We start from the raw sequence: 13,293 nt of genomic DNA on the forward strand, positions 1-13,293 counted from the left end.
AGATGAGAATAGTAGTCGATATTTTTTACCATCATGATCAAACTAAAACTGAAATATACAAATCTATATTAATCTAAAGTTTTTAATGAGAGAATATATGAAATTCTCAAGGATATTTAAAATTGCACTTTAAACAACTTTCAGAATATAAAGTTATTGGGGAATAAATGAAATGTTTCACATAAGTAGTTATAAAAAATGAAGGTTTTAGAGGAAAAACGAAAAATAACATGGTATGAGATTGAACCTAGTTGAGCAGAAGAAGAAATGTTTTTACCATTTTAAAAAATGATTTTAAGAAATATAATTTAGATATATGAATTTTAAAAGAACAAAACTAACAGACAAGAGAAAAGATTACTGCATACTACCTACAATTGATGAATCAATAAAAAGTATGTATAGAAAAGGACAGTGTGAGGGAATTTTGTGGAATAGTAAAGAAAGAAAACAAAATTATAAAATAATTCTTGATAAAAAAATCCCGAGTTGGTTTCAAAATGAACCTGTAATTTATTATTTATCTAATTGATTAATAAAAAGGAGGTTTTAAATGAAAAAAGTTTTAGAAAGATTTCTAACTTTTGTAAAATTTGACACACAATCAAAAGAGGGAAGCGAGACTTATCCATCAACTGAAACACAAAAAATTTTTGCTGAATATCTTAAAAATGAGTTAATATCAATTGGAATGAAAGATGTTGAAGTTGATGAATACTCATATGTTTTTGCAACACTTCCTTCAAATGTTGACAAAGATATTCCACCTCTTGGATTTATGGCCCATATGGATACAGCACCAAATATGAGCGGTAAAAATGTAAATCCAAAAGTTATAGAAAATTATGATGGAAAAGAAATTATTCTTAATGAAAAAGAAAATATTGTCCTTTCTCCAAAATATTATCCTGAAATTTTAAAATATATTGGTGATGATATTGTTGTAACTGATGGAACAACTCTTCTGGGCGCAGATGATAAGGGTGGAATTGCCGAAATTATAACTGCAATAGAATACATGATAAATCATCCTGAAATAAAACATGGAAAAATAAGAATTTGCTTTACTCCTGATGAAGAAATTGGAAAGGGTGTTGAATATCTTATTCCAGAAAAATTTGGAGTAAAATTCGCCTACACAGTTGATGGTGGTGAAGTTGGTGAACTTCAATTTGAAAATTTTAATGCAGCAAAAGCACTTATTGAAATCAATGGTATAGATATTCATCCAAAAGAAGCAAAAGGAAAAATGAAAAACTCAATTCTTATTGCAAATGAATTAATTAATATATTACCGCCACAAGAAAGACCAGAACATACAGAAGGCTATGAAGGCTTCTTTCACCTTATTTCGTTTGAAGGAAAAGTAGAAAAAACAAATCTTTATTTTATAATTAGAGATTTCTTTAAAGATGGTTTTCAAAAAAGAAAAGAATTTATGAAAAAGATAGTAGATTTATTAAATTTCAAATATGGTGAAGGAACTGTCAATTTAACTATTGAAGATACATATTACAATATGAGGGAAATTGTCGAAAAACATATGGAACTTATTGAAATTGCAAAAAAATCTATGGAAGAAGTTGGAGTAACTCCAAAAATAATACCAATTAGAGGTGGAACAGATGGAGCAAGACTTTCTTATAAAGGCATACCAACCCCAAATATTGGTGTCGGAGGTTTTAATTATCACGGAAGATATGAATATATACCTGTTTCATCTTTAGAAAAAGTTACAGAAATTATTGTTAAAATTTGTGAAAATTATACTAAATTTTATAATAAATAATTCATTTAAAAATAAAGCTAAATAAAACACAAAGGAATGTAAGATAAAAATTTTTTTGAATAGAATATATATAAAAACCAGGAATAAAAGAAAATATAGCAATTGATGTAGCTCCTACTGAATGTGAGATAAAATGACCAATACCCCATGTTAAAAATAAACCAATACTACCCCATGGAATAATTTTTAAATTAAACCATAACTCTCCTGCCTTTTGAAAAAAGCAACAATAAGGATTATAAGCGAAGATTCAAAAAAGTAATAAATATTTTGAAAAATAGATAAAATACATGCATTTCTTCCATGAATTTTTTGAAAGCATAAAAACTCTTTTATGATCTGAAAAGATTTATAAGAAAAATTTTTTGATTCAATAAAAGAAAATATATTAGAAAGAATTTCTCTCTTTTTAAGCCATATAAAAACTAATAATGCTCCTATTAACCAAATTATAATTGTTATTGACCAGTGGAAAACAAGATAATACCATCTTTCTTTCCATAAATTCAACTCTTTAAAACTTTTTCCTAAAATTAAGGAATCTAGATATTAAAAAAACTCAGAACTAAGAATCAAAAAACCAAAAGACCCATTAAAAAAATTTTAATCCATTTATTTTATTTAAGATTATCTCTTATTAAAGTAAAAAATTTATAGAATAAGAATTTTGAGTTATTTTTATAATTCTGGTGGAGCAGACGGGATTTGAACCCGTGACCTCCTGAGTGCAAATCAGGCGTTCTCCCGCTGAACTACTGCCCCACCACACAATCTTTTTTTATTATATCATAAAATAAAAAATTTAAATTTATTTTTAAAATAAATTAACCTTTAGGATATATAATTGTTATTTTTTTTGTATTTCCATCCCAGAGAACTTCACATCCAAGATTTTCAGCAACAAATCTAATAGGTAGCATTGTTCTTCCATTTATAATGATTGGTTTAACATTATGGTTATTTTCATCTATCCATTTTGTTACTCCATTAACTTTTGCTTGCGGATTATCAATCCAGAGCTCAATTGTGCTTCCTTTAAATAAAATTGTAACTTTTCGGGTTGCGCCATCCCAAAGAATTTCACCACTTAACTCTTCAACTATTGCTCTTATTGGAAGGAGAGTTCTTCCCCACTCTTTTATAATAACTGGTACTGTTCCTCTTCCAGGATCTATCTCTTTATATATTCCATTGACACTCATATTTGGATTTCCAATCCAAAGAAGAATTGTTATTTTCTCTTGCGATGGTGGAGGAGCACTGCTATCTTCAAATGCATAAAGGTCACTCCCTGAACCTATATAAATAGTTTTATTTTTATCAATAGCCACAAAGGAGTTAAAAATTTTTTTCTTTAAATCAAGTTCCCATTTTAAAGTTCCATCTGATTTAATTGCATAAAGATGTCCACTTTCATCGCCTATATAAATAATTCCATTTCCATCAATTGATGGGGATGAGTTAACATAATAATTTGTTTTATATATCCATTTTATTTTTCCATCTGGATTAATAGCAACAACTCCTTTACCTATAACTCCTACATAAATTGTTCCATCAAAACCGATTGCAGCAGTTGAATTAATAGTGGATTCACTTCCAAAATCTATTTCCCATTTTTTAGTTCCATCAGGATTTAAAGCATAAAATTTATGATCAGTAGAACCAAAATAAATTGTTCCATCTTCACCAATTGTTGGTGAAGCATTAATATAGTTTCCTGTTGGAAAGATCCATTTTTTTGTACCATTAGGATTAATTGCATAAAGTTTTCTATCATGTGATCCAATATAAATTGTTCCATTAGATGATATTGCAGGAGATGATTTTGAAATAGATCCACCAGTCTCAAATTCCCATTTTTTATTTCCGTTTTTATCAATTGCATATAGATATTTTCCTCCACCAACATATATAGTGCCATCAAAAGAAATTACTGGTGATGACTCAGTAGATCCATCAACTTTAAGAGACCATTTTAAAGTACCATTAGGATTAATTGCATAAATTGTATTACCTCTTCCAAAATAGATTATTCCGTTTGAATCTATTGCTGGAGAAGATAGAATATAAGAATCTCCTGAATCTTTAAAATGCCATTTCTCAGTTCCATTTGGATTTATTGCATATAATTTACTATCATCTGATGTAACATAAATAGTTCCATCACTTCCTATAACCGGAGATGAATTAATCTCTCTTCCAGTTGAAAATCTAAATTTCTCTTTTGGATTATCAGGTCCAAGTAGATCTGTTCTTCCAGTGTGATAAATGTCATGCATAAACATTGGCCAAGGAGATGTTTGATTGGTTTTAGTTTGAGATATTTTTATAAAACTTAAAAATAAAAAAGTTAAAATTAATGAGAAAGTTATTAATTTTCTCATAATTTTCACCTCCTCATTTTATTTCTTTAAATTTTATTAATTATATCAAATTTCATATTTAAAAATGAAATTTTATTATGATAAAATTTAAATTATGAATAAAGTTGTTATAAAAATTGGAACAAATTGTCTTACACATAATGAAACAAAAGTCCCAGAACCTGAAGTGTTAGGAAGTTTAGCAAAAGGAGTTTATTATTTGATAAATAAAGGATTTAAACCTGTTATAGTAACTTCTGGTGCTATTGGATTAGGTTTAAAAACACTAGGTCTTACACAAAGACCAAAATCAATTTCTTTAAAACAAGCCTCTGCAGCAATTGGTCAAAGTATTTTAATGAATATATATTCAGAATTTTTTTCTCTTTTTGGAATTAAAATAGCACAAATACTGTTAACGCGAGAAGATATAATAGATAGAACAAGGTATATTAATACAAGAAACACTTTTGATGTTTTACTTGAAAAAGGTGTTGTTCCAATTGTTAATGAGAATGATGTTGTTGCTGTAGATGAAATAAAATTTGGAGATAACGATACATTATCAGCAATTGTTTCAACCATTATTGATGCTGATTTATTAATTATTTTAACAACAACAGATGGAGTTTATGACAAAGACCCACTCATTCATAAAGATGCAAAAAGAATCAAAATTGTCGAATCTTTTGATGATAAAATTTATTCTTTTATTGAAAAAACAAAAACATCTCTTGGAACAGGAGGAATGGAGACAAAAATAAATGCGGCAAAAATTGCAACAAGTGTTGGAGTAAAGACTATAATTGGAAGTGGCATATCTCCATATAAAACAATAAAAGGGGTTATAGAAGGAGAAGATATTGGAACTAAATTTATTCCAAAAGAAAAACATCTCGATTCAAGAAAAAGGTGGATTCTTTATGCTCTTAATCCTAAAGGAGAGATAGTTGTTGATAAAGGTGCAGAAGATGCATTAAAAAACTATAATAAAAGTCTCCTTTTACCTGGAATTGTTGAATTAAGAGGAGAATTTTTTGAAAAAGATCCAGTTTCAATCTTAAACATAGAAAATAAAAAAATTGGTCAGGGATTAACAAATTTTTCATCAATTACGATAAAAAATATGCTTTTACATAAAGATGAGTTTAAAAATATAAAAGAGATAATTCATAGAGATAATTTAGCAATTATAAAATTTTAAGGAGGTTTTTATGGAAGTTAATGAACTTAAACTGAAAAAGAAAAATGTGTGGGAAGAGTACAAAGAAGAAGAGATTGAGAAAGTTTCAAAAGAGTATATTAAATTTATTTCAGAATCAAAAACCGAAAGAGAGTCAGTTGAATTTATTGAAAAAATTTTAATTGAAAATGGGTATAAAAATATTGATGAAGAAAGTAAAGGTGATAAACTTTATAAAAAAATAAAAAATAAATCTATTTTAATATTAAAAAAAGGAGAAAAGGATCTTAAGGAAGGTTTTAATCTTGTTACTGCACATATTGATTCTCCAAGAATAGATTTAAAACAAAATCCACTTTATGAAGATACCAATTTGGCATTTTTTGAAACTCACTATTATGGAGGAATTAAAAAATATCAATGGGTTTCAATTCCACTAGTTCTTAAAGGTGTAATAATTAAAAAAGATGGGGGTTGTTTAAAAATTGACTCAGAAAGAGATGGAATAATCTTTTCAATAACTGATTTACTTCCACATCTTGCAAGAAAACAGTATGAAAAGAAAATCGGAGAAGCAATTGAAGGAGAAAATTTAAATGTTCTTATAGGCTCAAAACCTCTTAAAGATGAAAAAGAGGAAAAAATCAAAGCAAATATTTTAAAATATTTAAATGAAAAATATGGAATAACTGAAGAAGATTTTATTTCAAGTGAACTTACTCTTGTACCATATGGTGAAGCAAAGGAGATTGGTTTTGACAAAAGTATGATTTTAGGTTATGGACATGATGATAGATCTTGTGCTTTTTCAGCCTTTTATGCAATTTTAAACTCCGAAAAACCAAAAAGATGGTCAATAGTTTATCTTATTGATAAAGAAGAAATTGGGTCTGAAGGAAATACCTCTGCTCAATCTATAGTTTTTGATGAAATTCTTTTAAAATTTGTCAATGATTATAAAGAACTAATTAGTATATATTCTAAATCAAGCGTATTATCAGGAGATGTAAATGCTGCATTTGATCCAAATTATAAAGAGGTTTATGAACCAAAAAATTCTGCGTATATCAATAATGGTGTAGTTATGACAAAATTTACAGGAAGGGGTGGAAAATATGAATCAAATGACGCAAGTGCTGAATATGTTGGAAAAATAAGAAAACTACTGAATGAGAATGGAGTTATTTGGCAAGTTGCAGAGTTGGGAAAAGTTGACGAAGGTGGTGGAGGTACAGTTGCTATGTTTTTTGCAAGAAAAGGTATGGATGTAATTGATATGGGACCAGCAGTTCTTTCTATGCATGCACCATTTGAAATTATTTCAAAAGGTGACCTATTTGCTACATATCATTCATATAAAGTTTTTATAGAGAGATTCGAATAATGGAAATTGGAATAATTGGTTTACCAAATTCTGGAAAATCAACACTTTTTAAGGCTTTAACAGGAAATGATGTAGTAATTAATCTTTTCCCATTTTCAACAGTTAATCCAAATATTGGAGTTGTACATGTACCAGATGAAAGATTGGAAATTTTATCAAAATTTATTAAACCCACTAAAACAATTCCAACATCTATAAAATTCATTGATCTTGCTGGCCTTGTTAAAAATGCACATAAAGGAGAGGGACTTGGAAACAAGTTCCTCTCCGAAACAAGAAGAGCAGATGGACTTTTGGAGGTTGTAAGGTGCTTTGAGGAGAAAAATGTTCCTCATGTTGAAGGAAATATAGACCCAGTTAGAGATATAGAAATAATTCACATTGAAATTGCTCTCTCTGATTTTGAAATTGTTGAAAAAAACTTTGAAAAAATTGATCATGCATACCGCTCTGGAAATAAAGAGTTAAAATTGGAGTTTGAGGCCCTTTCTTTTGCAAAAGAGAATTTAAAAAAGGGAGTTTGGCTAAATGAGATAAATTACCCTTCTGAATTTAATGAAATTTATAAAAAATATAATCTTTTAACAATAAAACCACTTATTATAATAGCAAATGTAGGAGATGAAGACATTTTTAATGGAGAAAGTGAAAATTTTAAAAAATTAAAAGAATATTCTCAAAATAAAAAATATAAACTATTAAAAGTTTCACTTAAAATTGAACTTGAACTATCTGAAATGGAAGAGGAGGAGAGAAAGGAGTTTTTAAAAGAGTTAAATTTAAAAGAGAGAGTTCTTGATACAATAATTAAAGAATCGTATAAAATTTTGGATTTAATAACATTCTTTACATATGCAAATAATATTGTTCAAGCATGGTCTATAAAAAGAGGTACAAATGTAAAAGAAGCAGCAGGGAAAATTCATTCTGATTTTGAAAAAGGTTTTGTTAAAGCAGAGGTATTTAACATTGAAGATTTAAAAAAAGTAAATTCTTTAAATGAACTAAGGGAAAAGGGATTAATTAAAATTGAGGGGAAAGAATATATCGTAAAAGATGGAGATGTAATTTATTATAAAATAAATATTTAAAATTTACTTTTTACAATTTTTACAATTTCCATAAATTTCGATTATGTAATATAAAGGATCTAAATTTTTTTCTTTTATATTTAGAATTTCTAATATTTTATTCACATCTGGTGCGTTAAATTCTATTATTTTTCCACAATTTGTACATATAAAATGAATATGAGGTTTTGTAAAAATTTCATAATTCATATGTCTTTTGTGAAATGAAGTTTTTCTTACAAGGCCTTTACTTTCAAGAAGAGAAAGTGTTCTATAAACACTTGTCAAACTGACACCTTTTGTTTTTAGTGATTCATAAATATTCAATGCAGAAAGATGCTTTCCTTTATTTTTAATTAAAAATTTTAAAATCTCCTTTCTCTCTTTTGTGGTTCTTAAACCAAAGTTTGAAAAAAATTTTTCTATCAACTAATTTGCTCCTTTTTTATTAGATTATAAAAAAGATAAATTATATTGTAAACCAACTTTTGTCTTATCTCCTCTCTTGTTCCACTTAAAATAAATTTTTTTGAAATTAATTTATCTTTTAAAAAAATTGAAACATAAATTAATCCTTTATCTTTTTTCTCTTGTGAAACAGGTCCAAGGTTGCCAGTAACTCCAATTGAGTAATCAACATTTAAAATCTCTTTTACATTTTTAGCCATATTAATTGATGTTTCTTCGCTTATTGCGCCATATTGCTCAAGTATTTGTTTATCAACCTTTAAAACTTTCCCTTTGATTTCATTTGTATAAACTACAACTGATCCTTTAAAAATTTTTGATGAGTTAGGTAAAAAAGTAAATAGATAAGAAAGGTATCCTCCTGTACAAGATTCAGAAATTCCAAGAGTTTTATTATCCTTTATTAATTTATCTCTTATATAAATTAAATAACTTATAAGATAACTATTTTTCAAAGTAAAGTTTTGATAACTTGGCAGCAAGTTTTGCATTATTTAATAAAAGAGATTTATTTGCTTTTATTGTTTTTCCATTAGAAATTTTATGTAATTCTGAAAGAATAAAAGGGGTTACGCTTTTTCCTTCGATTTTTTTATTTTCTGCACTCTTTAAAATAGAATCAAGCATCTCTTCAAACTCTTTTTTATCTATTTCATCCTCTTCAGGAATTGGATTTACAATTAAAAGAGATGAATTGTAAAACTTATCCCAAAATTTAATATAATATACCAAATCGTCTATTTTATAAAAATAGTTTTCAAGTTGAATATCTGTTTCTTTATAATAAAATCCTGGAAGTTTATCTGTGTTAAAACCAACTACAGGCACTCCAAGTGTCTCAAGAAGTTCCCAACTTCTTTTTATATCAAGAATTGATTTAAATCCAGAAGTTACAACAACTGCTTTAAATTTTGATAATGCGAAAAGATCAGTTGAAATGTCGAAATATTTTTCAAATCCTATATGAACTCCACCTAGTCCTCCTGATGCAAGAAATTTTAAACCAAATCTATCCATAATATAAAGCATTCCTGAAATTGTAAGGGCTCCACTTTTCTTAGTTGAAAGAAGGTATGGAACATCTCTCATGTTTGCTTTATAAATCTCTTTATTATTAGCAAAAAATTCTATATCTTCATCTTTGAGTCCAATTAGAATCTTACCTTCTTTTATTCCAATTGTTAATGGTATAACTTCTTCTTTTCTTATTATTTCTTCTAATTTTATTGCAATCTTCAGATTGTCTGGATATGGAAAACCAAAAGAAATTAGTGTTGTTTCAAGACATGTATGTGGATAGAAACTTCCTTTGTACTCATCAGAAAAAATAACATGATCTTTATAATTTTTCGCCTTTTTCATAAGGTATTCCATCTGCTGCTGGAGGTGTTACTCTTCCAACAAATCCAGCAAGAATTAAAATTGTTAATATATATGGAAGTGCTAAGAAAAATCCTCTTGGAATTATTTTTAAAATTTGTGGTGCTTCAGTTTGAATATAAATTTGAATGACATTTGCAAGTGTAAAGAAAAGTGCTGCAAAAAATGTTCCAAGTGGTTTCCATTTTCCAAATATCATTGCAGCAAGTGCTATAAATCCTAATCCTGCTGGCATATGGTTATCAAATAGATCAAGTTGACCAATAGACATTGAAGCACCAGCAAGGGCTGCAAAAAATCCTGACATAATAACTGCAAAATATCTTATTCCGTAAACATTAACCCCAAGTGTATCTGCTGCTTTAGGGTGTTCACCAACTGCTCTATGTCTTAATCCCCAATGAGTATGATAAAGATAAAAATGTACAACAAATGGAAGAATAACAGCAAGCCAAACAAATATGTTCATTGTTTTAAATAGATCTCCTAAAATGGGAATTTTTGTTAAAGCAGGGAAAAGAGGTTTTCCCATAAATGATGCGACAGACGGAGAGTGTCCTGTTGTATTAAAATATCTTTCAAGGAAAAATGTCATTCCTCCAAGAGAGAAAACATTTATAGCAACTGCAGAAACAATTTGATTCCCTCTTAATGAAATAGAGATATAACCATGTAAAAGACCAGCCAAAACTCCAACAATTATTGCAAAAAGAATTCCGATCCAAGGATTTCCAGCAAGAGGATTTCTTGTACCTGTTATTGGATCAATTACACGAGATGAAATATATGAGCCAAAAACTGCAAAAAATCCACCAAATCTCATTATACCTTCGAGTGCTATATTAACAACACCTGCATTTTCGCACATAACTCCACCAAGGCCAGCAAGAATAATTGGAGTTCCAAAAACAAGCATTGATGATATAAAAGATATTATTGTCTTAAGAAACTCCACTTATTACCTCCTTACCTCTAAAAACTTTTTTTTCGCCAATCTTAAAAAGGAGATACTTAATTCCAATTTGACCTGCAACAAAAATAGTTGCAACACCTTGAATAATATCTGCAAAACTTTTGTGAATTCCAATAAGTTGCATTCCTGTTGCTCCTCCTCTCACAAGTCCAAAGAAAAGAGAAGCAATAAAAGTTCCAACTGGAGTTGTGTTACCAACAAGAGCCATTGTTATTCCATCAAATCCATAACCAGGTCTAAATACACCAGGATATCTTCCCTCTGTTCCAAGTATCATACATGCACCACTTATTCCTGATAAAGCACCAGCAATAAACATAGAGATAATCATAGTTCTACTTATATTTATTCCTGCATATCGAGCAGCCTCAATATTTAGTCCAGTTGCTTGAATTTCATAACCAAGAACAGTTTTGTTTATTAAAATATAAATCAAAATAACTGCAATTATTGCAATAAAAATTGTTGCATTAAGTCTTGTGCCAGAAAAAAGTGGCTTTAATCTTGAGTTATCTGTTATATAGGGTGTACCTGCGAGAACTGCTCTTGGATTGTATCTTAAAATATTAAATGGTCCAACAACAATCCAGTTTTCAACAAGGTGAATCGCAATCCAGTTTAACATTATAGTTGTAATAACTTCATGAACTCCTCTTTTTACTTTTAAAAATGCAGCAAATGCACCATAAAGCCCTGAAACAAATGAAACAATTAAAAGTATTAAAGGAATACCAATGAATGGTGGAAGATTTAATTTAAATCCAAAATATGCAGCAGTTATTGCGCCAATTATAAATTGTCCCTCTGCTCCAATATTAAAAAGTCCTGCTTTAAAAGCAACAGTGATTGACAATCCAGTTAATGTTAAAATTGCTCCCTTAAGAATACCTTCTCCAGCAACTCTTAATGAAATAAATTCTTGAAAATCTTTTCCAAGTGCACCTTTAAATAAAATTTCATAAGCACGAAGTGGACTTTTTCCTGTAAGTTTAATCATAATTCCTGCAATTATAAATGCAATAATAACTGAAATAACTGGAACAAGAAAAGATGAAAGATCTTCTTTTTTTGCATTCCACCAATTTATAAACCTATCAATACTTGAGAGTTTTAAATTGTTCATCCCTTCACCTCTTTTTTCTCATATCTTTTTAAACCTAACATTAGTAAACCCAACTCTTCTTCTGTGGCAACCTTTGCATTCATTTCACCAACAATTTCACCATTATATAAAACTGCGATTCTATCTGATAAACTCATAATTTCTTCAAGTTCAAGGGAAATAAGAAGAATTGCTTTTCCTGACTCCCTCTGTTCAACTAACTTTTTATGAACAAACTCTGTTGCACCAACATCAAGACCTCTTGTTGGTTGAGACGCTATTAAAATATCTGGATCATAAGAAACCTCTCTTGCTACTACAACTTTTTGTTGATTCCCACCAGAAAGGGCATCGACTTTAAGATAGGGATTTCTTGGTCTTATATCATACTCTTCAACTTTATTATTTCCATAAACCTTTATATACCCACTATTTAAAAATCTTCCTTTTGCAAATAATTTTTCTCTTTGTCTTCCTAAAAATAGGTTATAAGAGACAGTAAATGGTAAAACAAGACCTCTTGCTCTTCTGTCTTCAGGAATGTGTGCCATTCCCATATTTCTTAAAACTTTTGCATCAGTTGAAAATATTTCTTTACCCTTAACAATTATTTTTCCACTTTCAATTGGTCTTAATCCGGTCAAAGCTTCAACTAATTCTTTTTGACCATTTCCTTCAACTCCTGCAATTCCTAAAATTTCATTTCTTCTTAATTTAAAAGATATTCCTTTAATTGCAGGTATTCCTCTATCACTCAAAACTACAAGATCTTGAACTTCAAGAATAACTTCGCCTGGTTCAATTTCTTTTTTTGGAACCTCTAAAACTACATCTCTTCCAACCATTAATCTTGCTAATTCTTTCTCATTTGTTTCCTCTTTAATTTTAATTCCCATTACCTTTCCATTTTTCAAAACACATATTCTATCTGCAATTTCTAAAACTTCTTTTAATTTATGTGAAATAAATATAATTGTCTTTCCTGCTTTTTTAAGTTCTTTTATTGTCGCAAAAAGTTCTTTGGTCTCTTGTGGTGTTAAAACTGCAGTTGGTTCATCAAGAATTAATATTTCTGCACCTCTAAATAAAACTTTTAAAATTTCAACTCTTTGTTGAATTCCAACAGGTAAATTTTGAATTTTTTCTAATGGATCAACTCTAAGTCCATATTTTTCAGAAAGTTTCTTTACTTCTTCAATGGCCCTTTTTCTATCAAAAATAAATCCGCTCTTTTTATATTCATTACCAAGAACAATATTTTCATAAACAGTAAAAACTGGTACAAGCATAAAATGTTGATGTACCATTCCAATGCCAAGTTCTATTGCTTTTCTTGGTGAATGATGAGTTACTTTTTTACCATTAATATATATTTCACCTTTATCTGGAGTATATAATCCATAAATAATATTCATTAATGTTGTTTTTCCAGCGCCATTTTCTCCAACTATTGCAAAGATTTCCCCCTTTTTTATTTGTAAGTTTATTTCATCATTTGCAACAACTCCAGGAAAAACTTTTGTAATGTTTTTTAGTTCAATTGCGTATTCCAAAATTCTCCTCCAATAATATTAAAAA

At 28.6% G+C, this 13,293-nt stretch carries 13 protein-coding genes and 1 tRNA gene; 5 read left to right on the top strand and 9 right to left on the bottom strand.

The genetic code is table 11. The annotated features are described in order from the left end of the window. Positions 1-316 precede the first annotated feature (316 nt). Positions 317-532: a hypothetical protein gene (locus QMD25_05435; GenBank protein MDI6861438.1), complete on the top strand. Its 216-nt coding sequence runs from the start codon at positions 317-319 to the stop codon at positions 530-532. Positions 533-553: 21 nt separating this feature from the next. Further along, complete coding sequence (pepT, locus tag QMD25_05440; GenBank protein ID MDI6861439.1) at positions 554-1,789, top strand: peptidase T; 1,236 nt, start codon at positions 554-556, stop codon at positions 1,787-1,789. 186 nt (positions 1,790-1,975) lie between these two features. Here pepT and QMD25_05445 read toward each other — a convergent pair whose 3' ends face one another. The 3 genes from QMD25_05445 to QMD25_05455 all read right to left on the bottom strand — a co-directional run bounded on the left by QMD25_05445 (position 1,976) and on the right by QMD25_05455 (position 4,176). Next, positions 1,976-2,299 (bottom strand): hypothetical protein, encoded by a 324-nt coding sequence (locus tag QMD25_05445; GenBank protein ID MDI6861440.1) that lies wholly within the window; start codon positions 2,297-2,299, stop codon positions 1,976-1,978. A 177-nt stretch (positions 2,300-2,476) separates the two neighbouring features. Beyond that, positions 2,477-2,551 (bottom strand) — tRNA-Ala (locus QMD25_05450). A 62-nt stretch (positions 2,552-2,613) separates the two neighbouring features. Beyond that, complete coding sequence (locus QMD25_05455; protein MDI6861441.1) at positions 2,614-4,176, bottom strand: PQQ-binding-like beta-propeller repeat protein; 1,563 nt, start codon at positions 4,174-4,176, stop codon at positions 2,614-2,616. A 94-nt stretch (positions 4,177-4,270) separates the two neighbouring features. On the opposite strand from QMD25_05455, the gene proB reads away from it, so the two are divergent. From proB to ychF, 3 genes are read left to right on the top strand one after another with little or no spacing between them, the layout of a single operon-like run. After that, complete coding sequence (gene proB / locus QMD25_05460; protein ID MDI6861442.1) at positions 4,271-5,359, top strand: glutamate 5-kinase; 1,089 nt, start codon at positions 4,271-4,273, stop codon at positions 5,357-5,359. A gap of 10 nt (positions 5,360-5,369) precedes the next feature. Then, entirely contained in the window at positions 5,370-6,722 is a 1,353-nt protein-coding gene (locus tag QMD25_05465) for an aminopeptidase (GenBank protein ID MDI6861443.1), read from the top strand. Continuing rightward, complete coding sequence (gene ychF / locus QMD25_05470; protein MDI6861444.1) at positions 6,722-7,813, top strand: redox-regulated ATPase YchF; 1,092 nt, start codon at positions 6,722-6,724, stop codon at positions 7,811-7,813. Before QMD25_05465 ends, ychF begins: the two co-directional genes overlap by 1 nt. 3 nt (positions 7,814-7,816) lie before the next feature. On the opposite strand, the gene QMD25_05475 is transcribed toward ychF, so the two are convergent. The 6 genes from QMD25_05475 to QMD25_05500 are packed head-to-tail and all read right to left on the bottom strand — an operon-like array spanning position 7,817 to position 13,268. After that, positions 7,817-8,221 carry a transcriptional repressor gene (locus QMD25_05475; protein ID MDI6861445.1) on the bottom strand — a complete coding sequence of 135 codons (405 nt, stop codon included), beginning with the start codon at positions 8,219-8,221 and terminating at the stop codon, positions 7,817-7,819. Next, complete coding sequence (locus QMD25_05480) at positions 8,218-8,715, bottom strand: CinA family protein (GenBank protein MDI6861446.1); 498 nt, start codon at positions 8,713-8,715, stop codon at positions 8,218-8,220. The genes QMD25_05475 and QMD25_05480 overlap by 4 nt, the downstream gene beginning before the upstream one ends. Next, entirely contained in the window at positions 8,705-9,622 is a 918-nt protein-coding gene (locus tag QMD25_05485; GenBank protein MDI6861447.1) for a pseudouridine-5'-phosphate glycosidase, read from the bottom strand. Before QMD25_05485 ends, QMD25_05480 begins: the two co-directional genes overlap by 11 nt. Continuing rightward, positions 9,600-10,595, bottom strand: coding sequence for an ABC transporter permease (locus QMD25_05490; protein MDI6861448.1), 996 nt, complete (start codon positions 10,593-10,595; stop codon positions 9,600-9,602). The genes QMD25_05485 and QMD25_05490 overlap by 23 nt, the downstream gene beginning before the upstream one ends. Then, complete coding sequence (locus QMD25_05495) at positions 10,582-11,736, bottom strand: ABC transporter permease (GenBank protein ID MDI6861449.1); 1,155 nt, start codon at positions 11,734-11,736, stop codon at positions 10,582-10,584. Before QMD25_05495 ends, QMD25_05490 begins: the two co-directional genes overlap by 14 nt. Continuing rightward, positions 11,733-13,268, bottom strand: a complete 1,536-nt coding sequence (locus QMD25_05500) for an ABC transporter ATP-binding protein (GenBank protein MDI6861450.1) — start codon at positions 13,266-13,268, stop codon at positions 11,733-11,735. Before QMD25_05500 ends, QMD25_05495 begins: the two co-directional genes overlap by 4 nt. Between the last annotated feature and the right edge of the window lie 25 nt (positions 13,269-13,293).

The organism is Caldisericia bacterium (genome assembly GCA_030018355.1).
Lineage (GTDB): Bacteria > Caldisericota > Caldisericia > B22-G15 > B22-G15 > JAAYUH01.